The organism is Stenotrophomonas rhizophila, assembly GCF_000661955.1.
GTDB lineage: Bacteria > Pseudomonadota > Gammaproteobacteria > Xanthomonadales > Xanthomonadaceae > Stenotrophomonas > Stenotrophomonas rhizophila.
Genome location: NZ_CP007597.1, coordinates 1,462,575 through 1,485,147 on the forward strand (window position 1 = coordinate 1,462,575; position 22,573 = coordinate 1,485,147).

Sequence of the window (22,573 nt, forward strand, 5' to 3'; positions counted from 1 at the left end):
TCGCGCCATGTCCGCATCCCCCATCACCGATTTCCACGCTTATCCCGACGCCCAGGGCCATTTCGGCCGCTACGGCGGCAGTTTCGTTGCTGAAACGCTGATCGGGCCGCTGCAGGAACTGGCGGCGGCCTACGATGAGGCGCGCCGCGATCCGGCGTTCATCGCCGCCTACGACAAAGACCTCACCCATTACGTGGGCCGGCCCAGCCCGATCTACCACGCCGAACGGCTCAGCCAGCAGGTGGGCGGGGCGCAGATCCTGCTCAAGCGCGAAGACCTGAATCACACCGGCGCGCACAAGATCAACAACACCATCGGCCAGGCCCTGCTGGCCGCGCGGATGGGCAAGACCCGCATCATCGCCGAGACCGGCGCCGGCCAGCACGGCGTGGCCAGTGCCACCGTCGCCGCGCGCCTGGGCCTGGAGTGCGTGGTGTACATGGGCGCCACCGACATCGAGCGGCAGAAGATCAATGTCTACCGCATGAAGCTGCTTGGGGCCACGGTGGTGCCGGTCACCTCCGGCTCGGCCACGCTCAAGGACGCGCTCAACGAAGCCATGCGCGACTGGGTCACCAACGTGCGCGACACCTTCTACATCATCGGCACCGTCGCCGGTCCGGACCCGTACCCGCGCATGGTGCGTGACTTCAACGCCATCGTCGGCCGCGAAGCGCGCGCGCAGATGCTCACCGACTACGGCCGCCTGCCCGATGCGATCACCGCCTGCGTCGGCGGCGGCAGCAACGCCATCGGCCTGTTCCATGCCTTCCTCAACGACCGCGACGTGCGCATCGTCGGCGCCGAAGCCGCCGGCGACGGCATCGAGACCGGCCGCCATGCCGCTTCCATCGCCGCCGGCCGCCCGGGCGTGCTGCACGGCAACCGCACCTACGTGATCTGCGACGACGACGGCCAAATCACCGAGACCCACTCGGTGTCGGCCGGCCTGGACTACCCGGGCGTCGGCCCGGAGCATGCGTTCCTGGCCGATGCCGGGCGCGCCGAGTATGTCGGCATCACCGATGAGGAAGCGCTGGCCGCGTTCCACCAGCTGGCCCACAGCGAAGGCATCTTGGCCGCGCTGGAATCGAGCCACGCGGTGGCCCAGGCCATCAAGATCGCGCGTGAACTGCCCCGCGACAAACTGGTGCTGTGCAACCTGTCCGGGCGCGGTGACAAGGACGTGCACACCATCGCCGCACGCGAGGGCTTGATGCTGTGAATCCACTGCTGCGCCAGGGAAGTGCGCTGCTGATCGTGGTCGGCCTGACCGCCTGCACCCCGCCGGATCCGCCGCTGCTGCCCGCCGCGCCGTCGGCCCCGGCGGCCATCGCACCGGCGCAGGTGCCGGCGAGCAACGATGACGACATCGCCAACCGCCCGATCGAGGACGACCCGGAACCGGCGGCCCCGGCCCCCGATGCGGCGCCCGCGCCAGCGGTGGTCTCGGTGGCGCTGGACCATGCCGGCGACATCGTCATCGGCCAGCGCTTCACGGCCGCCGATGCCGATGCCACCTGGCATTCGGCCGGTCTGAGCGAAGGCGGGCAGGCCGGTAGCTGCGAATACTACGAGCGCGGCAGCCTGCCCGAGGGCATCTCGATGATGGTCGACGATGACCATGTGCAGCGTTTCGAACTGGCGCCGCTGGACGGAAGCGATGAAACCATCACCCAGGCCGGCCCGTTCGGGTTGCGCCTGGGCATGTCGCGTGACGCCGCGCTCAAGCGCCTGCCCAAGGGCAGCCTCGCGCAGCCGCACGCCTACGACCCGGAAACGGGCGAATACCTGACCTGGCAGGACCCCGGCTCGGATCTGGCGATCCGGCTGGAGATCTTCGACGGGGTGATTTCGACGCTGTACTGGGGCGCCAGCGGCGCCGTTGAATTGATTGAAGGATGTGCCTGAAATGTCCGTGGACCGTATCGATGCCTGTTTTGCCCGCCTGCGCGCCGATGGCCGCAAGGCCCTGATTCCCTTCATCACCGCCGGTGATCCGGGCCTGGACGCCACCGTGCCGGTGATGCACGCGCTGGCCGCCGCCGGCGCGGACGTGATCGAACTGGGCGTGCCGTTCTCCGACCCGATGGCCGATGGCCCCACCATCCAGCGCAGTTCCGAGCGCGCGCTGGCGCGTGGGGCAGGGCTGCGCTACGTGCTCGAAACCGTGGCCGCCTTCCGCCGTGACGATGCCACCACCCCGGTGGTGCTGATGGGCTATCTGAATCCGGTCGAGATCCATGGCACCGCCCGCTTCGCCGACGCGGCCATCGCCGCGGGCGTGGACGGCGTGCTGCTGGTCGACCTGCCGCCGGAAGAGGCCGCCGAAACCCGCGCCATCTTCACCGCCGCCGGCCTGGCCCTGATCCTGCTGGCCTCCCCAACCACCGCCGACACCCGCCTGGACACCCTGTCGGCCATGGCCCAGGGCTACCTCTACTATGTCAGCTTCGCAGGCGTCACCGGCGCGTCCGAACGCCTCGACAGCAGCGCCGCCAGCGCCCGCCTGCGCGACCTGCGCCGCCGCTCGACCGTCCCGGTCGTAGCCGGCTTCGGCATCAAGGACGCCGCCAGCGCCGCTGCCATGGCCGTCGAAGCCGACGGCGTCGTAGTCGGCAGCGCCCTGGTCGCCGCGCTGGGTGAAGCGGCCGATGCAGGCGCTGCCGCACAGACCGCAACGTCCTTCCTCGCGCCGCTGCGTGCTGCGCTCGACCAAGCCTGATCAAGCGGCGCCCTCGCTCTCCGATCCGCATACGTGAAACTGTGCAGAGGCAGGCGGGCAGCCGCGCCCGGGACCGTTGGGCGCCATGGATGGCGCCCACGAGCCCCCAGGGATGGGTTTACGTGCGTGTCCCGGGTGCGGCTGCCCGCCTGCCTCCCGCGACACGACCAAGGCGCTGGTGTTGCCGTGAGAGCATCGGAATCCCGGCCGGAGACCGTCGTCGCCCGCTCCTAAACATACGTCACAGCACGGTTTTACCGTCCGCCGCCGCACCCCGCAGGGGGTGCACGGGTGGGGAGGGCCTGAGCTAGACTGTCCGCCTTTGCGGCCTTCGGGCCGCCCTGAACGGAAGTAGCATCCCGCATGAGTTGGCTCAGCAAGTTGATGCCGTCTGGCATCCGCACCGACAACGTCCCCAGCAAAAAGCGCAGCGTCCCCGAGGGCCTGTGGGAAAAGTGCAGCAACTGCGGCAGCGCACTGTACGGACCTGAGCTGGAAGAGAACCTGGAAGTCTGCCCCAAGTGCGGCCACCACATGGCGATCCGCGCGCGCGCGCGCCTGGCCGCCCTGTTCGACGCCGACAGCACCACCGAAATCGGTGCGCGGCTGGGCCCGACCGACCTGCTCAAGTTCAAGGACCAGAAAAAGTACATCGAGCGCATCAAGGCCTCGCAGAAGAACACCGGCGAGTACGACGCCCTGATCGCCATGCAGGGCCTGATGAAGGGCCGCCCGCTGGTCGCCTCCGCCTTCGACTTCGCCTTCATGGGCGGCTCGATGGGCTCGGTCGTCGGCGAACGCTTCTCGCTGGCCGCTGAAAAGGCCGTCGAAATCGGCGCCCCGTACGTCTGCTTCTCCGCCAGCGGCGGCGCGCGCATGCAGGAAGGCCTGTTCTCGCTCATGCAGATGGCCAAGACCTCGGCCGCACTGGGCAAGCTGCGTGCGGCCGGCCTGCCATACATCTCGGTCCTGACCCACCCGACCACCGGCGGCGTCTCGGCCTCGTTTGCGATGCTGGGCGACATCAACATCGCCGAACCGCAGGCGCTGATCGGCTTCGCCGGCCCGCGCGTGATCGAACAGACCGTGCGCGAAAAACTGCCGGAAGGCTTCCAGCGCTCGGAGTTCCTGCTCGAACACGGTGCCATCGACCAGATCTGCGACCGTCGCGAAATGCGGGAACGACTGTCCGACCTGCTGGCCATGCTCGGCCGCCAGCCGGCGCCGGTCGCCGACGAGGTCGCCTGATGGGTGCGCGCCGGTATTTCGGGACCGACGGCATCCGTGGCCGCGTCGGCCAAGGCGTGATCTCCGCCGATTTCGTGCTGCGCCTGGGCAATGCGCTCGGCCGCGTACTGACCGAACGCAATGGCCACCGCCCCGGGCACCGCCCGGTGGTGGTGATCGGCAAGGACACGCGCATTTCCGGCTACATGTTCGAAGCCGCGCTGGAAGCGGGCCTGGTGGCCGGCGGTGTGGACGTGCAGCTGCTCGGCCCGATGCCGACCCCGGCCGTCGCGTTCCTCACCCGTACCCTGGGCGCCGATGCCGGCATCGTCATCAGTGCCTCGCACAACCCGCATTACGACAACGGCATCAAGTTCTTCTCCGCCGATGGCGAGAAGCTCGACGACGCCACCGAACTGGCCCTGGAAGCAGCGCTGGACGGCGATTTCACCACCGCTGAATCCGACCGCCTCGGCAAGGCCATGCGCGCGCGCGACGCGGTGGGCCGCTACATCGAATTCTGCAAGGCCAGCGTGCCGCGCAGCTTCGACCTGCGCGGGCTCAAGATCGTGCTCGACTGTGCGCACGGCGCCACCTACCACATCGCCCCGCTGCTGTTCCGCGAGCTGGGCGCGGAGGTGGTCACCATCGGTGCCGAGCCCAACGGGGTGAACATCAACGATGGCGTCGGCTCGATGCACATCGACAACCTCGCCAACAAAGTACGTGAGGTCGGTGCAGATCTGGGCATCGCCTTCGACGGCGATGGCGACCGCGTGCTGATGGCCGACGACCAGGGCAACCCGGTCGACGGCGACGACCTTCTGTACGTGCTGGCGGCGTCCTGGCAGGGCAATGGTCGCCTGCGCGGTCCGGTGGTCGGCACGCTGATGACCAACTTCGGTCTGGAGCAGGCGCTGGAGCGCCTTGGCCTGCCGTTCGTGCGCAGCAACGTGGGCGATCGCTATGTGCACCAGGCACTGGTGGAAGGCGGCGGCGTGCTCGGTGGCGAAGCCTCCGGCCACCTGCTGTGCCTGGACCGTGCCACCACCGGCGATGCCATCGTCAGCGCGCTGCAGGTGCTGGAAGTGCTGCGTCGCGAAGGCCGCACCCTGCGCGCCTCGCTGCAGGACCTGAGCCGGGTGCCGCAGAAGACCGTGAACGTGCGGTTGGGCGACGTCTCGGCCAAGGCCATCGTGCAGGCCGATACCGTGCAGGCCGCGCTGGTCGCCGCGCAGCAGGCGGTGAAGGGCCGCGGCCGCGCGTTCCTGCGTCCGTCCGGCACCGAGCCGGTGGTGCGTGTCACCGTCGAGGCCGATACCGCCGAGCTGATGCAGTCCACGCTGGACAACCTGTCCGGTGCGGTGAAGGCGGCGGCCGCCTGAGAACGGCCACCGCGCGGTAGAGCCGACCGTTGGTCGGCTTCTCCACCGTCGGTGGGCTGCGTTGAGCAGTCACGTAGAGCCGGGCTCTGCCCGGCTGAAGCGCCTCCAACGCCAGCGCATGCAGGATGCAAGCCGGGCAGAGCCCGGCGCTACGCGGCTGCGCAAGAGCCAGCGCATACCGGATGCGGGCCGCGCCAGAGCCCGGCGGTACCCGGGCCTTACGGCCCCGGCACCATCTTCTTCTGCTTCGCCTTGAAGCGGTTGAACACCGGCGCGATCAACGGGTTGTAACTCCACGCGATGCGCTTGCGCAGCCAGCTGGCCGGGCGGTTGCGGATCGCGAACCGGTAGATGTGCTCCGGATTGCCGCCCACCACGTTGCGCCCGAACGGGTGCGTGGTGTGCAGGTACTTGAAGCCCTGTGCACGCGCGATCGGCAGGTAGTCCGCATCGAAATCGCCGTAGGGCCAGCACAGCGTGTCCGACACCTCGCCCAACTGCTGCTGCAGCACCAGCCGCGCCATCGAGAGGTCGCGGGTGATGCCCTCGCACTTCTGCTCGCGGGTGATGTCCTGCTTCAACCAGCGCGTATGCGAGTGGGTGTGGCAATGCACTTCGAAGGTGCCGGCCGCGATCATCGCGCGCGCCTCGCTCCAGCGCATCATCACCTCGTCGGTACGGTCGTCACGCAGGATCGCCGCTTCGCACCCGCGATGGTCCGGGGTGGGCGGCAGCGTCACCCCCGGTTGCCCCGCATGCGGGCGCACCGGGCCTTCGCCCATCCAGCCGGTCACCACGAACACCACCGCGTGCATGCCGTACTTGAGCAGGATCGGGTGCGCGTACACCCAGTTGTCCAGGTAGCCGTCGTCGAAGGTGATCACGATCGACTTGCGCGGGACCGGCTTGCCGGCCAGGAAGTCGGCGTACTGCGCCAGCGTCAGCGAGGTCCAGCCGTTGTTGGCCAACCACGCGATCTGGCTTTCGAAATTCTCCGGCGACACCGTGATCATCCCCGGTGACGGCGATACGTGGTGGTGCATCAATACCGGCACGGATCTAGCGTTGGCCATGGCCCAGTTCCTTCAACCACTGGTGGTAATAGTGTTCGGTCGCTTCGGTATGCCCCGACGGGGTGAAGCGCTGCGCGCTGCGCATCCATTCCCAACCGGCGCGCCCCATGCGCCGACGCTGCGCGGCGTCGTCAACCAGGGTCTGCAACGCCTGGGTCAGGGTCGCCTGGTCGCCTAGTGGGGCGAGAATAGCATTGCTGCCTTCCAGCACCATTTCCGGCACCCCGCCCACGCGCGTGGCCACCACCGGCACGCCCACGTGCGCCGCCTCCAGGAACACCGTACCGGCCGCTTCCTTATGCGTGGCCAGCGCGAAGATGTCGAAACCGGCCATCAGGCGGCACGCACCGTGCCGGTAGCCGAGCAGGTGCACCTGCGCGGCCACGCCCAGTTCGCTGCGCAGCGCCTCCAGCCGGCCCATCACCGGCTGGCCGTCACCGACAATCACCAGGTGCAGGTTGGGATGCTGGCGGCACAGTGGCGCAATCGCGCGCAGCAGGTCCACGTGGCCCTTGGGTTCGCGCAGCACCGCCACGCAGCCCACCACGATCTGGTCGTCGGCAAAGCCCAGCTCGCGGCGCACCTCGGCACGGGTGTCCTGGACGCATTGCCACGGATCTTCGCAGTCGATCTTCGACCACTCCGGCGGCACCGCGATCGGCGGCACGATGCCCACGTGGCGGTCGTCCACCCCGCGCGCCACCAGCAGCTGCTTGACGAAGCTGCTGACCGTCATCACCCGGTGCGGCAGGCCGGTATAGGTCAGCAGCGAGTTGACCGGGCTCATCAGGTGGCGTGAGCGCACCACCAGCGGCGTGCGCCCCAGCCGCGCGCCGGCGGCGGCGATCAGGCTGTCGCGGCGGCTGGTGGTATTGACCACGTCGAAGCCATGGCGGCGCACCAGCCGCCGCACCGACCAGATCCCGCGCACCAGACGCAGCAGGCCGCCCATTTTCAGGTCATGGACGGTGAACCCGGCCTCGCGCGCGATGGTGCCCAGGCGTGCACCGGGCTGGCACAGCAGCGACACGTCATGGCCACGCTCGCGCATGGCCAGCATGTGGCGGTAGATGTAGATCTCCTGCCCGCCGAATCCTTTGGCGGCTTCCGTGTGCAGGATCTTCAGGGGCGGGGTAGTGGAAGGCATGTTCATCGATGAACGTTCCAGGCGGGGCGCGGCCGTCATGGCCGGCGGAAATGGGTGAGCGCTTCCCATGCCGCGCGTACCGCAGCGGCATCGGGTTGCTGGTCGGCCACCGGCAGGTACTGGCGGTCCAGGGTGGTGGCGTTGCCGAACTTGTCGAACACGTAGGTGCGCTCGCCATGGCGGATGCCGCGCTGCGACCAGCTTTCCACCAGCAGGGCACGGTCGGCCGGCACGGGGTCGAACAGGTCGCGGCCGGTGCTGAAATCGGCCAGCGCGTTCTCGCACCCCAGGCCATGGCGCATCAGGGTAGGTACCCAGTCTTCGTGGCTGGTGTTGCCGGTGTGCCGGGCGGCCGCACGGCCGGGCCAATGCAGCACGAACGGCACGCGCATCTGGTAATCGGAGAAGTTGCCGTTGTGGCCCCAGTAGTTCAGGCCGAGGTCGTTGAATTCCTCGGCGTGGTCACCGGTGACCAGCACGATGGTGTTGTCGGCCTGGCCGCTGTCGCGCAGGGTCTGCATCAGCTCGCCCAGCAAGCCATCGGCGTAGTGCACGGCGGTGCGGTAGCGGTTGCGCTCGGGCACCGGCACGTGATCCTCGTCCAACGCGAGGAAGTCGATATGGCTCGCCATCGGGGTGGCCAGCGGCGGGTAGTCCTTGGGCAGGTGGTAGGGCGCGTGGGTGCTGTCCAGGAACGCGAACCCGAACCAGTGACCCTTGCCGGGCCGGGCGATGTCGGCGCGCAGCGCATCGATGATGTGTCGATCGCGCGCGGCCACCGGCAGTGCCGACGGCGCGGTGTGCAGCTGGTTGCGCACCTGGGCAAACACGGTGCGGTCGAATTCCGGGCTGTGCAGCGGCGCGCTGCCATACAGGTGCAGGTCGTAACCCTGCTGCTGGAGCACGTCGAACAGCTGCGAGCCGCGCTGCTCGCTGAGCATGCTGTCCCAGTAGCCGCCGGGCAGCCCGTACAGCAGGCCGAACAGGCCGTAGCGGGTGGCATTGCCGCTGCTGTAGTGGGCGGTGAACTGCTCGGACTGCGCGGCCAGTGCCCAGGTGTTGGGCATGGTGGTGGCGTCCAGCGCGTCGTGGCGCAGCGATTCCATCACCACCACCAGCACATTGGGCTGCACGTTGCTCTGGCAGCGCAACGGATGCAGCGGGTACTGCAGCTGGCTGTGGCGCGGGTCGGGCAGGCTGGCCTGGGGCAGGCTGTGCACGCCGAGCCGGTGCATGTGGCGTTTGGCGGTGATCGGCTGCGCCCAGGGCAGGTACGCCCACTGACTGGTCACCGCACGTTCGCCGCGGGCATCGTAATAGGCGGTGGCCACCTGGCCGCAGGTCATCAGCACCAGGCCGGCGGCCCAGGCCAGCAGCAGCGGGCGGCGCCGCGCCGCGCCGGGGATGAGCCGCCAGCAGGCCCAGGCCAGCAGCACTTCGGCCAGCACCACGGCGGCCAGTACGGCCCCGGCCTGCAGCCAGGTCTGCCAGGACAGTGCAACCTGGTCCTGCAGTGCGCCGCCGAACACCATGTTGAGCACCATGGCATTGAGGTGGAAGCGATACAGGGCGAACACCTTGGCATCCACCAGCAGCAGGCACAGCCACAGGGTCTGCAGCACCACCGCGCTCACCAGCAGGCCGCGCGGTGCGCGCAGGCCCAGCCCAAGCAGCAGCGGCAGCAGCGATACCACCGCGCCCAGCGCCAGGAAGTGGCCGGGGAGGGCAACGCTCAGGTAGGCCAGCCCAAGCCCGCCACCGGGGTTGTCGCCCAGCGGGGTGTTGCCCAGTGCGATGAGAATCGCGGCGCCGGCATTGAGGGCGGTGAACAGGCTCAGCCAGGCCAGGCGCTGCCAGCGCGTGGACGGGGAGAGGGCATCAGCGGGCAGGAAAAGGGGCATGGAGCGGGTCGGCGGCGCAGTGAAAGGGGACGGGGGACGTGGCGGCGGCTGCGTCGGCACCCTGCTTATGGCAACAGGGCGGGCGCATTGTATCGGTTTGTATCTTTGTGTCGGCAGTGCCGGGTGGCGGATCTGGCACAATGTTCAGCCGGGCCAGTGAGATGGCCTGTGACCCATCCGAACAAGCCAGGAACCGCTGTGAGCCAGATCCCGACCCTCGACATCACCCGTTTCGACAGTGACCGCGACGCCTTCGTTGCCGAGCTGGGCGCGGCCTACCGCGAATGGGGATTCGCAGGTATCCGCAACCACGGCATCCCGCAGGCCGACATCGACGCCGCCTACGAGGTGTTCAAGGCCTTCTTCGCACTGCCGGAAGAGACCAAGCGCCAGTACCACGTGCCGGGCAGCGGCGGGGCGCGCGGCTACACGGCCTTCGGCGTGGAGACGGCCAAGGGCTCGCAGCACTTCGACCTGAAGGAGTTCTGGCACATCGGCCGCGAGATTCCGGACGACTCGAAGTACCGTGACGTGATGGCGCCGAACCTGTGGCCGTCCGAGGTGCCGAACTTCCGCGAGCGTGGCTATGCGCTGTATCAGGCGCTGGACCAGTTGGGGTCGCGGGTGCTGTCGGCGCTGGCGCTGCACATCGGGCTGCCGGAAGATTTCTTCGCGGACAAGACCAACAACGGCAATTCGATCCTGCGCCCGATCCACTACCCGCCGATCACCGCCGAGAACATTCCGAACGTGCGCGCTGGTGCACACGGCGACATCAACTTCATCACGTTGCTGGTGGGGGCGAGCGCGGCGGGGCTGGAGGTGCAGTCGCACGAGGGCAAGTGGGTGCCGTTCACGTCGGACGCGGACACGATCGTGGTGAACATTGGCGACATGCTGCAGCGTCTGACCAACCATGTGTATCCGTCGACGATCCACCGGGTGGTCAATCCCCCGGGCGAGCAGGCGCGCCAGCCGCGCTATTCGGTGCCGTTCTTCCTGCATCCGAATCCGGACTTCCTGATCGATGTGCTGCCGACCTGCATCACGCCGGAGAACCCGAGCCGCTATCCGGAGCCGATTACGGCGCATGGTTTCCTGGAAGAGCGTTTGCGCGAGATCAAGCTGAAATGATGTTGGGAGGAGGGCCGCCGGAAGGCGGCCTTCTTCTTTTTAACGTCAAATTCAACGGCAACGGCAACGGCAACGGCAACTGCCGGCTGGTCGGTTGCTGTCGGTTGGTCGGGCGCTGCCATGCCCCGCCGGGACACGCCGTGAACCCATCCATGGGGGCTCTTAGGCAACATCCATGTTGCCTAAGGTCCCGGCGGGGCATGGCAGCGCCCGACCTCACAGATTGCTGCGACCGGAGCCGAGGGCAGGGGCAGGCTTGCTGCTGGCGCTTTGGGTCTGCGGATGGGTGAGGCTGCGGGTGATTGCTGATGGGTGATGGGGTAGGGATGGGGATGGGGATGGGGATGGGGATGGGGATGGGGATGGGGATGGGGATGGGGATGGGGATGGGGATGGGTAGGTGCTGACCGTTGGTCGGCACGCTCCTTCGCCTTCCCGTGCGAAACGGCCAACTGTCATGGGCGGGCGCGGGCGGGGCGGCGGGACCTTAGGCGACATGGATGTCGCCTAAGAGCCCCCATGGATGGGTTCACGGCGTGTCCCGCCGCCCCGCCCGCGCCCGACCCGCGCGATGAAGTTCCAGCTGCCGCCTTTCGGACAAAACCAATATCCATTTGAAATGTAAGCGTTTTCGCAACCGCGCCGTTTCGTTTCATCCGGTATCATTGCCGGCTGATACCCAAAGGAGCACCGCATGCGCCGCAAGATCGTCGCCGGTAACTGGAAGCTGCACGGCAGCCGCCAATTCGCCACCGACCTGGTCAGCGACCTGGTCGCCAGCCTGCCGGTCGATGGCGTCGAGGTGGTGATCCTGCCCCCGCTGCCGTACCTGGGCGAGCTGGTCGAAGCCTTTGAGGGCCGGGCCATCGCCTTCGGCTCGCAGGATGTCAGCTCCAACGAAAAGGGCGCCTACACCGGTGAGGTCTCCGCCGCTATGCTGGCCGAAGTCGGGGCCCGGTTCGGCCTGGTCGGCCACTCCGAGCGCCGCCAGTACCACAATGAAACCAGCGAACTGGTTGCCCGCAAGTTCGCCGCCGCCCTGCATGCCGGCCTGGCGCCCGTGCTGTGCGTGGGCGAAACCCTGGAGCAGCGCGAGGCCGGCCAGACCGAGCAGGTCATCGCCGCCCAGCTCGCCCCGGTGCTTGCCTTGGTGGGCCCGGCCGGCTTCCAGCACGCCGTTGTCGCCTATGAGCCGGTCTGGGCCATCGGCACCGGCCGCACCGCCTCCAAGGAGCAGGCCCAGCAGGTCCATGCGTTCATCCGTGGCGAAGTGGCCAAGCTGGATGCTAGAATCGCCGATTCGTTGCCGATCCTGTACGGCGGCAGCGTGAAGCCCGACAACGCTGGGGAACTGTTCGCGCAGCCCGATGTCGATGGTGGGCTGGTGGGCGGCGCCTCGTTGGTCGCCGCGGACTTCCTGGCCATCGCCACTGCGGCGGCCGGGCGCTAATTAGTAATGTTGCCGGCCAACCGCCGGCACGAACATGTCCGAGGACGGATTCGAAATGCTGATGTTGATCCTCAATGTGGTCTACGTGCTGGTGGCCGTCGCCATGATCGCGCTCATCCTGATGCAGCGTGGTTCCGGTGCTGCCGCAGGCTCGGGTTTCGGCGCCGGCGCCTCGGGCACGGTGTTTGGCGCGCGTGGCGCGTCCAACTTCCTGTCCAAGTCGACCAAGTGGCTGGCCGTGGTGTTCTTCGGCATCAGCCTGTTCATGGCCTGGTACGCCAGCCATGGCTCGCGCCCGGCCACCCAGCAGGATCTTGGTTTGATGTCGGCCCCGGTCGCAACGACCCCGGCCGCCCCGGCAGGCGAGCTGCCGGCCGTGCCCAAGGCCCCGGAAACCGCTGTGCAGCAGTCGGTTCCGCAGGCTACTGTGCCGGCTCAGGCGGAAACGCCGAAATCTGGTGAAGAAAAGCCTTCGGAAGGCACCCAGACTCGCTGAAGACGGTTACAATATGCGGCGCACTGAGGGAATCCGATAGGGAAACCCCTCTTTGCGAACGTAAGCCCAGGTGGCGGAATTGGTAGACGCACTACCTTGAGGTGGTAGCGACTTAGGTCGTAGGGGTTCGAGTCCCCTCTTGGGCACCATTTTGTTTGTAAGCGGGTTCGTCTGGCGCGCAAAGCGCCAGGTAGCGGTATCCGTCCACTCCCCCATGCCAACACGCCTGCAGGCGTCGCGGCAGAGGCAAGAGAGAATCGCTGTGCTGGCCGAATATTTGCCGTCTCTGCTGTTTCTGATCGTTGCCACCGGTATCGGCGTTTCGCTGATGCTGGTTGGCCGATTCCTCGGTCCACGACGTCCTGATCTGAAAAAGCTCTCGCCGTACGAATGCGGCTTCGAGGCTTTCGAGGACGCGCGCATGAAGTTCGATGTGCGCTACTACCTGATCGCGATCCAGTTCATCGTATTTGACTTGGAAATCATCTTCATCGTGCCGTGGACCCAGGTCTTCATGGAACTGGGCGCACGCTCGCTGGTCACGATGGGCCTCTTCGTAGGCATGCTTTTCCTCGGTTTCATTTACGTCTGGAAGAAGGGAGCGCTGGAATGGGAGTGATTCAGACGCTCGACGGCCTGATGAACAACCCGGTCCCGGAAGGGCGGGTCGACGACATCCTGCGCCCCGAGGGCGACAACCCGCTGCTGGAAAAGGGTTACCTGACCACCAGCGTCGACGCGCTGTTGAACTGGGCACGTACCGGTTCGATGTGGCCGATGACCTTTGGTCTGGCCTGCTGCGCGGTCGAAATGATGCATGCCGGCGCCGCGCGTCTGGACCTTGACCGTTACGGTGTGGTGTTCCGCCCGTCGCCGCGTCAGTCCGACGTGATGATCGTGGCCGGTACCCTGGTCAACAAGATGGCCCCGGCCCTGCGCAAGGTCTACGACCAGATGCCGGACCCCAAGTGGGTCATCTCCATGGGCAGCTGCGCCAACGGTGGCGGCTACTACCACTACTCCTATGCAGTGGTTCGTGGCTGTGACCGCGTGGTGCCGGTGGACATCTATGTCCCCGGTTGCCCGCCAACCGCCGAAGCGCTGGTGTACGGGATCCTGCAGTTGCAGAAGAAGATCTGGCGTACGCAGACCATCGCCCGCTGACCTCCCTCCTGACTAGAGCACGCCAAGCCCCCATGGCAGAGCAAGCACCTTCCTTCATCGACCGACTCTCCGCACATTTTGCTGGTGCGCAGGTCTTCGTGGTCGAACCCCGCGGCGAAGTGACGCTGGAAGTGCCCGCCGCTGACTGGCATGCCACGGCTGTGGCGCTGCGCGACGTATTCGGTTTCGAGCAGGCCGTCGATCTGTGCGGCCTGGACTACCTCGGCTACGGCAGCGACGAATGGGATACGGCCGATGTGTCGTCCCAGGGCTTCAGCCGTGGCGTCGAGGGCAAGTCCGTCGGCCGTTTCGCCTGGGGTGAATTCCCCACCCGCGAAACCAGCGATGGCGCCCAGCCGCAGCCGATCCCGCTGCAGCGTTTCGCCGTGGTCGCCCAGCTGCGTTCCTACCAGCACAACCTCACCATGCGCATCCGTTGCTTTGCGCCGAATGAGGAACTGCCGGTTGTCGCCTCGCTGACCGATGTATGGCCGGGCCTGAACTGGTTCGAGCGCGAGGCGTTCGACCTGTTCGGCGTGATCTTCGAAGGCCACCCGGACCTGCGCCGGATCCTGACCGACTACGGCTTCGTCGGCCATCCGTTCCGCAAGGATTTCCCGCTGATCGGCAACGTCGAAGTGCGCTACGACGAAGAGAAGAAGCGCGTGATCTACGAACCGGTGACCTCGGTGGAGCCGCGCGTCGGCGTGCCGCGCGTGATCCGTGACGATGCCCGTTTCCAGACCGCTGCCGGCGAAAGCGCGCAGACGGAGGCAGTAAAGTGAGTGCTGATCTGAGCAAGCGTGAACCCCAGGCCCACCAGGCCTTTGCGAGCAACCCGGCGGAACTGCGCCAGGAAATCCGCAACTACACGATGAACTTCGGTCCCCAGCATCCGGCCGCGCACGGTGTGCTGCGCCTGATCCTGGAAATGGACGGCGAAACCATCATGCGTGCCGACCCCCACGTGGGCCTGCTGCACCGTGGTACCGAGAAGCTGGCCGAGTCCAAGCCGTTCAACCAGTCGATCGGCTACATGGATCGCCTGGATTACGTGTCGATGATGTGCAACGAGCACGCCTACGTGCGCGCGATCGAAACCCTGATGGGGATCGAGGCGCCGGAGCGTGCGCAGTACATCCGCACCCTGTTCGACGAAATCACCCGCATCCTGAACCACCTGATGTGGCTGGGGTCCAACGCGCTCGATCTGGGCGCGATGGCGGTCATGCTGTACGCCTTCCGCGAACGCGAAGAGCTGATGGACTGCTACGAAGCGGTCTCCGGCGCACGCATGCACGCGGCGTACTACCGTCCGGGCGGCGTCTACCGCGACCTACCGGACCGCATGCCCAAGTACACCGAATCGCGCTGGCACAAGGGCAAGGCCCTGAAGAACCTCAACGCCGCGCGCGAAGGTTCGCTGCTCGATTTCCTCGAGAACTTCACCGTTGAATTCCCGAAGCGTGTCGACGAGTACGAAACCCTGCTCACCGACAACCGCATCTGGAAGCAGCGTACCGTCGGCATCGGCGTGGTCACCCCTGAACTGGCGCATGCCTGGGGCATGACCGGCGTGATGCTGCGCGGCTCGGGCATTGCCTGGGATCTGCGCAAGAAGCAGCCGTATGCCAAGTACGACGCCGTCGAGTTCGACATCCCGCTGGGCAAGGAAGGCGATTGCTACGATCGCTACCTGTGCCGCGTGGCCGAAATGCGCGAATCCAACCGCATCATCAAGCAGTGCGTGGCGTGGCTGAAGGCCAACCCGGGCCCGGTGATGGTGAAGAACTTCAAGGTCGCCCCGCCCAGCCGGGAAGACATGAAGGACGACATGGAAGCGCTGATCCATCACTTCAAGCTGTTCAGTGAAGGCTACTGCGTCCCGGCCGGCGAAACCTACGCCGCCGTCGAAGCGCCCAAGGGCGAGTTCGGCTGCTACCTGATGTCCGATGGCGCCAACAAGCCGTTCCGCGTGCACCTGCGCGCGCCCGGCTTCGCCCATCTGTCCTCGATCGACTCGATCGTACGCGGGCACATGCTCGCCGACGTGGTCGCCATGATCGGTACCTACGATCTGGTGTTCGGCGAGGTGGACCGGTGATCGCATCCGCTTGCACGATGCCTGACACCCGCCGGCTGCTGCCGGCGCTGCAGGTTCTGGTTTTTAACGATTTCGTATTCGCTGAGGTCGGCCGATGAAGGCGACAGGTAATTTCGAGGCGGCGCGCGACGTCGACCCGATGGTGGTCTTGAATGACAAGACCCGTGCGCACATCGATCACTGGCTGGCCAAGTTCCCGCCGGATCGCAAGCGCTCGGCTGTCCTGCAGGGCCTGCACGCCGCACAGGAACAGAATGCAGGCTGGCTGACCGACGAGCTGATCGCCGGCGTGGCCAAGTATCTGGACCTGCCGCCGGTGTGGGCCTACGAAGTGGCCAGCTTCTACTCGATGTTCGAGCTGGAGAAGGTCGGCCGCCACAACGTTGCCTTCTGCACCAACATCAGCTGCTGGCTGAACGGCGCCGAGGACCTGGTCGCGCACGCCGAGAAGAAGCTCGGCTGCAAGACCGGCCAGTCCACCGCCGACGGCCGCGTCTACCTCAAGCGTGAAGAAGAATGCCTGGCCGGTTGCGCCGGTGCGCCGATGATGGTCATCAATGGCCATTACCACGAGCGCCTGACCGTCGAGAAAGTCGACGAGCTGCTGGACGGGTTGGAGTAAGACATGGCACATCATCACGCACCCAGTGGTCCGGTCGGTCCCGCACCGTTGCCGCACCAGGTGGTCTACACCACCCTGCATTACGACACCCCATGGTCGTATGAAAGCTACCTCAAGACCGGTGGCTATGCCGCCCTGCGCAAGATCCTCGAAGAGAAGATCTCGCCGGAGCAGGTCATCGAGATGGTCAAGCAGTCCAATCTGCGCGGCCGCGGTGGCGCCGGCTTCCCGACCGGTCTGAAGTGGTCCTTCATGCCCAAGGGCACCATGCAGAAGTACATCCTGTGCAACTCGGATGAATCCGAGCCGGGTACCTGCAAGGACCGCGACATCCTGCGTTACAACCCGCATTCGGTTGTGGAAGGCATGGCGATCGCCTGCTACGCCACCGGCTCGACCGTGGGCTACAACTACCTGCGTGGCGAGTTCCACCACGAGCCGTTCGAGAACTTCGAGCAGGCCCTGGCCGACGCGTACGCGAACGGCTGGCTGGGCAAGGACATCCTTGGCAGCGGCGTGGACATCGACATCTACGGCGCGCTGGGCGCTGGCGCCTACATCTGCGGCGAAGAAACCGCGCTGATGGAATCGCTGGAAGGCAAGAAGGGCCAGCCGCGCTACAAGCCGCCGTTCCCGGCCAACTTCGGCCTGTACGGCAAGCCGTCGACGATCAACAACACCGAGACCTATGCCTCGGTGCCGGCGATCATCCGCAACGGTCCGGAATGGTTCCAGGGCCTGAGCCTGACCAAGAACGGCGGCCCGAAGATCTTCTCGGTTTCCGGTTGCGTGCAGAAGGGCGGCAACTTCGAAGTGCCGCTGGGCACCACCTTCGACGACCTGCTGGAAATGGCCGGTGGTCTGAAGCCGGGCCGCACGCTCAAGGGCGCGGTCCCGGGCGGCGTCTCGATGCCGGTGCTGAAGGCCGAAGAGCTCAAGGGCCTGCAGATGGACTACGACACCCTGCGTGCCCTGGGCACCGGGCTGGGGTCGGGCGCCATCGTGGTGCTGGATGACAGCGTCTGCTGCGTCAAGTTCGCCTGCCGCATCAGCCAGTTCTTCCACAAGGAATCCTGTGGCCAGTGCACCCCGTGCCGCGAAGGCACCGGCTGGATGCATCGTGTGCTCGAGCGCATCGTCGCCGGCAAGGCCACCATGGAAGACCTGCATCAGTTGAAGACGGTGGCCGGCCAGATCGAAGGTCACACCATCTGCGCGTTCGGTGAAGCGGCGGCATGGCCCATCCAGGGCTTCCTGCGCCAGTTCTGGGACGAATTCGAGTACTACATCGTCAACGGTCATTCGATGGTTGACGGCAAGAAGGTGGAGGCAGCCGCTGCATGAGCGCGCAACCCAACAATCCGGGCGTGACGCCGGCCGTGGTGCCTGAGGGACATGTCACCGTCGAAATCGACGGTCAGTCCCTGGTCGTGCCCAAGGGCTCGATGATCATCCAGGCCGCCGACAAGGCTGGCATCCCGATCCCGCGCTTCTGCTACCACGAGAAGCTGCCGATCGCGGCCAACTGCCGCATGTGCCTGGTCGACGTTGAAAAGTCGCCCAAGCCGGCACCGGCCTGCGCCACGCCGGTCATGGATGGCATGAAGGTCGCCACCCGCAGTGAAAAGGCGCTGAAGTTCCAGCGCTCGGTGATGGAATTCCTGCTGATCAACCACCCGCTGGATTGCCCGATCTGCGATCAGGGCGGCGAGTGCGAGCTGCAGGACGTGTCGCTGGGCTATGGCCGTTCGGTCAGCCGCTTCAACGAGCGCAAGCGCGTGGTGCCCGACGAGGACATCGGTCCGCTGGTCGCCACCGAAATGACCCGCTGCATCCAGTGCACCCGCTGCGTCCGCTTCACCGCCGACGTTGCCGGTACCTACGAACTGGGTGGCATGTACCGCGGTGAAAACCTGCAGATCGGCACCTACGACGGCAAGCCGCTGACCACCGAGCTGTCCGGCAACGTCGTGGACGTGTGCCCGGTCGGCGCGCTGACCAACAAGGTGTTCCAGTTCCGCGCCCGTCCGTGGGAACTGACCGCGCGCGAGTCGCTGGGCTACCACGACGCGATGGGCTCGAACCTGTTCCTGCACGTGCGTCGCGGCGAAGTGCTGCGCGCTGTGCCGCGTGACAACGAGTCGGTCAACGAATGCTGGCTGTCCGATCGCGACCGTTATTCGCACCAGGGCCTGTACAGCGAAGACCGTGCGGTCAAGCCGCTGCGCAAGGTCAATGGCGAGTGGAAGGAAGTGAGCTGGGCTGAAGGCCTGGCCGCTGCCAAGGAAATCTTCGCCGCCAACCAGGGCGATGACCTCGGCGTGCTGGTGCACCCGTCGGCCTCGAACGAGGAGGGCGCACTGCTGGCCCGTCTCGCCGCCGGCCTGGGCACCACCAACATCGACCACCGCATCAACAACCGCGACTTCTCCGACGCCGCCACCGCCGAAGTGTTCGGCCTGCCGCTGGCCGAGATCGAAGCCGCCGACAGCATCGTGGTGCTGGGCAGCAACATCCGCCACGAACTGCCGCTGCTGCATGCCCGCCTGCGCAAGGCGCAGACCACGCGCAACGCCAAGATCCACGCCGTCAACCCGGTGGACTTTGACTTCGCGTTCAAGCTGGCCAGCAAGCAGATCGTCGCCCCGTCGGCCTTCATCGAGGCGCTGGGCTCTGCCGCGCTGCGTGATGCCGTCAGCGCCTCGGCCGGCAACGCCGTGCTGATTGTCGGTGGCATCGCCGAAAACCATCCGCAGGCTGCTGCGATCCGCGCCGCGGCGCGTGATTTCGCCGCCGCCACCGGTGCCAAGCTGTGCCGTATCCCGCAGGGTGCCAATGCCGTGGGCCTGTCCCGCGCCGGCGTGCTGCCGGCCGGCAAGGACGTCAACGCCATGCTGGCCCAGCCGCGCAAGGCCTATGCCATCTACGGCATCGAGCCGGGCCTGGACTTCGCCGACGCCGCCGCTGCCCGCAAGGCACTGGCCGGTGCGCAGGTGGTGGCCTTCAGCCAGTTCGCCTGTGCCTCCACCCGCGACGTCGCCGACGTGATCCTGCCGATCGGTGCCCTGCCGGAAGTGGACGCCACCCTGACCAACCTCGATGGTCGCGAGCAGTCGGCCCGTGCCGGCGGCAAGCTGCCGGGCGAGGCGCGTGAAGGCTGGCGTGTGCTGCGTGCACTGGGCGGCGAGCTGGCCCTGGCCGGTTTCGAGTTCATCGACCTGGCCGGCCTGCGCGCCAGCCTGGCCCCGGTCAGCGTCACCGTTGCCGCCTCGGCTGCAACGCCGCTGGCAGGCGAGGGTCTGGAAGTGACCTCGACCGCCGCGATCTACCGCACCGATGCGGTGGTCCGTCGCGCCCAGGCGTTGCAGTCGCATCCGCTCAACACCGCGCCGCGCATCGTGCTCAACACCGCCGATGCTGCCCGCCTGCAGTTGGCCGAAGGGCAGATGGCCAAGGTCGGCACCGATGCCGGTCGCGCCACCTTGCCGGTGGTGGTCGACGCCCGCGTCGCCGCGGGTTCGGTCTGGATTGAATCGGGCCACGGTGCAACCGCACCGCTGGGTGCCGCTCGCGTAACGGTGGTGGCTGCATGAACGAATTGCTGTTGAACGCGGTCGACCCGCTGCACCAGTGGCTGCTGTCACTGGGCGACATCGGCGCGCTGCTCTGGATCATCCTGAAGATCCTGGTGATCGCCATGCCGGTGATCATCTCGGTGGCGTTCTTCGTGGTCTGGGAACGCAAGCTGATCGGCTGGATGCATGTCCGCCATGGTCCGATGTATGTCGGCATGGGCATCTTCCAGGCCTTCGCCGACGTCTTCAAACTGCTGTTCAAGGAAATCATCCAGCCGGCCAGCTCGCACAAGGCGATGTTCATCCTTGCGCCGCTGATCACGCTCGGCCCGGCCTTCGCGGCCTGGTCGGTGATTCCCTTCGACGCCAAGATCGTGCTGTCCAATGCCAATGCCGGCCTGCTGTACCTGCTGGCGATGACCTCGCTGGGCGTGTACGGCATCATCCTGGCGGGCTGGGCCTCCAACTCCAAGTACGCCTTCCTGGGTGCGATGCGCGCCTCGGCGCAGATGATCAGCTACGAAATCGCGATGGGCTTTGCCCTGGTCGGCGTGATGATCGCCTCAGGCAGCTTGAACCTGAGCAGCATCGTGATGGCCCAGGCCGGCAGCTCCGGCTTCTTCGACTGGTTCCTGCTGCCGCTGTTCCCGCTGTTCATCGTGTACTGGGTGTCCGGCGTTGCCGAAACCAACCGCGCGCCGTTCGACGTGGTGGAAGGCGAATCGGAAATCGTGGCCGGCCACATGGTCGAGTACTCCGGTGGTGCGTTCGCGCTGTTCTTCCTGGCCGAATACGCCAACATGATCCTGATCAGCTTCCTGATCTCGATCTTCTTCCTCGGTGGCTGGCTGAGCCCCATCCAGGGCTGGGTCAACGCGGACATCTCGCCGTGGATCGACTGGCTGTGGAAGGGCGGTTGGCCGTGGCTGCTGCTGAAGGTGTTCTTCTTCGCCAGCGCCTACATCTGGTTCCGTGCCAGCTTCCCGCGCTTCCGTTATGACCAGATCATGCGTCTGGGCTGGAAGGTCTTCATCCCCCTCACCATCCTCTGGATTGCAGTGACGGCGGTGATGGTGTTCTACGGCGTGATCCAGAAGGGCGTCTAAGTGATGAATCGAATTACCCATTACTTCAAAAGCCTGCTGCTGCTCGAGCTGCTCGGCGGTCTGTGGTTGACCCTGAAGTACGCCTTCAAGCCCAAGTACACGCTGATGTACCCGATGGAGAAGTTCCCGCAGTCGCCGCGTTTCCGTGGCCTGCACGCGCTGCGCCGCTACCCCAACGGGGAAGAGCGCTGCATCGCCTGCAAGCTGTGTGAAGCGGTGTGCCCGGCACTGGCCATCACCATCGATTCGGCCAAGCGCGAGGACGGCAGCCGCCGTACCACCCGTTACGACATCGATCTGTTCAAGTGCATCTTCTGCGGCTTCTGTGAAGAAAGCTGCCCGGTGGACTCGATCGTCGAGACCCACATCCTCGAGTACCACTTCGAGAATCGTGGCGAGAACATCGTTACCAAGCCGCAGCTGCTGGCCATCGGGGATCGGCTTGAAGCCGAAATCGCCGAGCGTCGCGCCGCCGATGCCGCTTTCCGCTGAGGTCGAATGATGGATTGGGTAAATATCAGTTTCTGGGTCTTCTCCATCGTGGCGGGCATTTCCGCCGCGGCGGTGATCAGCGTGCGCAATCCGGTCTACGCCGTATTGAACCTGATCCTGACCTTCTTCTCCGTGGCCTGCATCTGGATCCTGGTCGGCGCTGAGTTCCTCGGCGTGGCCCTGGTGCTGGTGTACGTCGGCGCGGTCATGGTGTTGTTCCTGTTCGTGGTGATGATGCTCGACATCGATGCCACCAACCTGCGCGAAGGCTGGGTGCGTTACCTGCCGATCGGCCTGGTGGTCGCGGTCACCATGCTGGTGCAGATGCTGGTGCTGATCGGGGTGAAGGGCAGGGCGGTCAACCCGTTCCCGGCCGACAACGCGGCCGCACTGGCGGCCGACAGCTCCAACATCACCTGGCTGGCCCGCAGCCTGTTCACCGAATACCTGCTGCCGTTCGAGTTCGCCGCCGTCATCCTGACCGTGGCCGTGGTCGCCGCCGTGATGCTGACCCTGCGTCGCCGCACCGGCCTGAAGACCCAGAACCCGAGCGAGCAGACCATGGTCAAGGGCAGCGACCGTCTGCGCGTGGTCAAGATGGCTGTCGAAAAGCCGGTGGTCCACACCAACACCAAGCCGTCCAGCGACGAGGAGGCAACGCCATGATCACCCTCGGCCATATCCTGGCACTGGGCGCGCTGCTGTTCTGCATCAGCCTCGCCGGCATCTTCCTCAACCGCAAGAACATCATCGTGCTGCTGATGTCGGTCGAGCTGATGCTGCTGTCGGTCAACATCAATTTCGTCGGGTTCTCGCGGGAACTGGGTGACACGGCCGGCCAGCTGTTCGTGTTCTTCATCCTCACCGTTGCCGCGGCCGAGGCCGCGATCGGTCTCGCGATCCTGGTAACCCTGTTCCGTAATCGCCGCACCATCAATGTCGGCGAAGTCGACTCGCTGAAGGGCTGATCCG

General features: G+C 66.3%; 22 protein-coding genes and 1 tRNA gene. 20 read left to right on the plus strand and 3 right to left on the minus strand.

All coding sequences use genetic code 11. From position 1 onward, the window contains the following. The first annotated feature begins 7 nt into the window (after nt 1-7). From trpB to glmM, 5 genes are all read left to right on the plus strand, one after another. Complete coding sequence (trpB, locus tag DX03_RS06110; protein ID WP_038687218.1) at nt 8-1,225, plus strand: tryptophan synthase subunit beta; 1,218 nt, start codon at nt 8-10, stop codon at nt 1,223-1,225. Beyond that, nucleotides 1,222-1,911 carry a hypothetical protein gene (locus tag DX03_RS06115; protein ID WP_038687220.1) on the plus strand — a complete coding sequence of 230 codons (690 nt, stop codon included), beginning with the start codon at nt 1,222-1,224 and terminating at the stop codon, nt 1,909-1,911. The genes trpB and DX03_RS06115 overlap by 4 nt, the downstream gene beginning before the upstream one ends. Before the next feature lie 7 nt (nt 1,912-1,918). Further along, a complete protein-coding gene (gene trpA, locus DX03_RS06120) occupies nt 1,919-2,725 on the plus strand; it encodes a tryptophan synthase subunit alpha (protein ID WP_038691962.1) in 807 nt (268 codons plus the stop codon). Between the two features lie 363 nt (nt 2,726-3,088). Then, on the plus strand, nt 3,089-3,973 hold the full coding sequence (accD, locus tag DX03_RS06125) for an acetyl-CoA carboxylase, carboxyltransferase subunit beta (protein WP_038687222.1): 885 nt from the start codon (nt 3,089-3,091) through the stop codon (nt 3,971-3,973). Beyond that, a complete protein-coding gene (glmM, locus tag DX03_RS06130; protein WP_038687224.1) occupies nt 3,973-5,337 on the plus strand; it encodes a phosphoglucosamine mutase in 1,365 nt (454 codons plus the stop codon). The genes accD and glmM overlap by 1 nt, the downstream gene beginning before the upstream one ends. A 218-nt stretch (nt 5,338-5,555) precedes the next feature. On the opposite strand, the gene DX03_RS06135 is transcribed toward glmM, so the two are convergent. From DX03_RS06135 to DX03_RS06145, 3 genes are read right to left on the minus strand one after another with little or no spacing between them, the layout of a single operon-like run. Then, nucleotides 5,556-6,410, minus strand: coding sequence for a polysaccharide deacetylase family protein (locus DX03_RS06135; RefSeq protein WP_038687226.1), 855 nt, complete (start codon nt 6,408-6,410; stop codon nt 5,556-5,558). Then, nucleotides 6,397-7,563, minus strand: a complete 1,167-nt coding sequence (locus DX03_RS06140; RefSeq protein ID WP_244880188.1) for a glycosyltransferase family 4 protein — start codon at nt 7,561-7,563, stop codon at nt 6,397-6,399. Before DX03_RS06140 ends, DX03_RS06135 begins: the two co-directional genes overlap by 14 nt. 29 nt (nt 7,564-7,592) lie before the next feature. Beyond that, on the minus strand, nt 7,593-9,458 hold the full coding sequence (locus tag DX03_RS06145; protein WP_038687227.1) for a DUF3413 domain-containing protein: 1,866 nt from the start codon (nt 9,456-9,458) through the stop codon (nt 7,593-7,595). A gap of 198 nt (nt 9,459-9,656) precedes the next feature. Here DX03_RS06145 and DX03_RS06150 point away from each other — a divergent pair, with 198 nt between their 5' ends. From DX03_RS06150 to nuoK, 15 genes are all read left to right on the plus strand, one after another. Further along, complete coding sequence (locus DX03_RS06150) at nt 9,657-10,592, plus strand: isopenicillin N synthase family dioxygenase (RefSeq protein WP_038687229.1); 936 nt, start codon at nt 9,657-9,659, stop codon at nt 10,590-10,592. 694 nt (nt 10,593-11,286) lie between these two features. After that, nucleotides 11,287-12,042 (plus strand): triose-phosphate isomerase, encoded by a 756-nt coding sequence (gene tpiA / locus DX03_RS06155; RefSeq protein WP_038687231.1) that lies wholly within the window; start codon nt 11,287-11,289, stop codon nt 12,040-12,042. Nucleotides 12,043-12,097: 55 nt separating this feature from the next. After that, nucleotides 12,098-12,538: a preprotein translocase subunit SecG gene (gene secG, locus DX03_RS06160; RefSeq protein ID WP_038691966.1), complete on the plus strand. Its 441-nt coding sequence runs from the start codon at nt 12,098-12,100 to the stop codon at nt 12,536-12,538. A gap of 64 nt (nt 12,539-12,602) precedes the next feature. Further along, nucleotides 12,603-12,687: transfer RNA gene (locus tag DX03_RS06165), tRNA-Leu, on the plus strand. A gap of 113 nt (nt 12,688-12,800) precedes the next feature. Next, nucleotides 12,801-13,157, plus strand: coding sequence for an NADH-quinone oxidoreductase subunit A (locus DX03_RS06170; protein ID WP_038691968.1), 357 nt, complete (start codon nt 12,801-12,803; stop codon nt 13,155-13,157). After that, a complete protein-coding gene (locus tag DX03_RS06175) occupies nt 13,148-13,702 on the plus strand; it encodes a NuoB/complex I 20 kDa subunit family protein (RefSeq protein WP_038687233.1) in 555 nt (184 codons plus the stop codon). The genes DX03_RS06170 and DX03_RS06175 overlap by 10 nt, the downstream gene beginning before the upstream one ends. Before the next feature lie 32 nt (nt 13,703-13,734). Then, complete coding sequence (locus tag DX03_RS06180; protein ID WP_038687235.1) at nt 13,735-14,487, plus strand: NADH-quinone oxidoreductase subunit C; 753 nt, start codon at nt 13,735-13,737, stop codon at nt 14,485-14,487. An 89-nt stretch (nt 14,488-14,576) separates the two neighbouring features. Beyond that, on the plus strand, nt 14,577-15,806 hold the full coding sequence (locus DX03_RS06185) for an NADH-quinone oxidoreductase subunit D (RefSeq protein ID WP_244880231.1): 1,230 nt from the start codon (nt 14,577-14,579) through the stop codon (nt 15,804-15,806). A 94-nt stretch (nt 15,807-15,900) separates the two neighbouring features. Next, nucleotides 15,901-16,428 carry an NADH-quinone oxidoreductase subunit NuoE gene (gene nuoE / locus DX03_RS06190; RefSeq protein ID WP_038687236.1) on the plus strand — a complete coding sequence of 176 codons (528 nt, stop codon included), beginning with the start codon at nt 15,901-15,903 and terminating at the stop codon, nt 16,426-16,428. 3 nt (nt 16,429-16,431) lie between these two features. Further along, nucleotides 16,432-17,772 carry an NADH-quinone oxidoreductase subunit NuoF gene (gene nuoF / locus DX03_RS06195; protein ID WP_038687238.1) on the plus strand — a complete coding sequence of 447 codons (1,341 nt, stop codon included), beginning with the start codon at nt 16,432-16,434 and terminating at the stop codon, nt 17,770-17,772. Continuing rightward, the gene (gene nuoG, locus DX03_RS06200) at nt 17,769-20,021 is read left to right on the plus strand and encodes an NADH-quinone oxidoreductase subunit NuoG (RefSeq protein ID WP_038687240.1); all 2,253 of its coding nucleotides are present in this window, start codon (nt 17,769-17,771) and stop codon (nt 20,019-20,021) included. The genes nuoF and nuoG overlap by 4 nt, the downstream gene beginning before the upstream one ends. Then, nucleotides 20,018-21,109, plus strand: a complete 1,092-nt coding sequence (nuoH, locus tag DX03_RS06205; RefSeq protein ID WP_038687242.1) for an NADH-quinone oxidoreductase subunit NuoH — start codon at nt 20,018-20,020, stop codon at nt 21,107-21,109. Before nuoG ends, nuoH begins: the two co-directional genes overlap by 4 nt. A gap of 3 nt (nt 21,110-21,112) precedes the next feature. Continuing rightward, complete coding sequence (gene nuoI, locus DX03_RS06210; RefSeq protein ID WP_038687244.1) at nt 21,113-21,601, plus strand: NADH-quinone oxidoreductase subunit NuoI; 489 nt, start codon at nt 21,113-21,115, stop codon at nt 21,599-21,601. Nucleotides 21,602-21,607: 6 nt separating this feature from the next. After that, a complete protein-coding gene (locus DX03_RS06215; protein ID WP_181406245.1) occupies nt 21,608-22,267 on the plus strand; it encodes an NADH-quinone oxidoreductase subunit J in 660 nt (219 codons plus the stop codon). Then, the gene (gene nuoK, locus DX03_RS06220) at nt 22,264-22,569 is read left to right on the plus strand and encodes an NADH-quinone oxidoreductase subunit NuoK (RefSeq protein ID WP_017355932.1); all 306 of its coding nucleotides are present in this window, start codon (nt 22,264-22,266) and stop codon (nt 22,567-22,569) included. Before DX03_RS06215 ends, nuoK begins: the two co-directional genes overlap by 4 nt. The last annotated feature ends 4 nt before the right edge of the window (nt 22,570-22,573 follow it).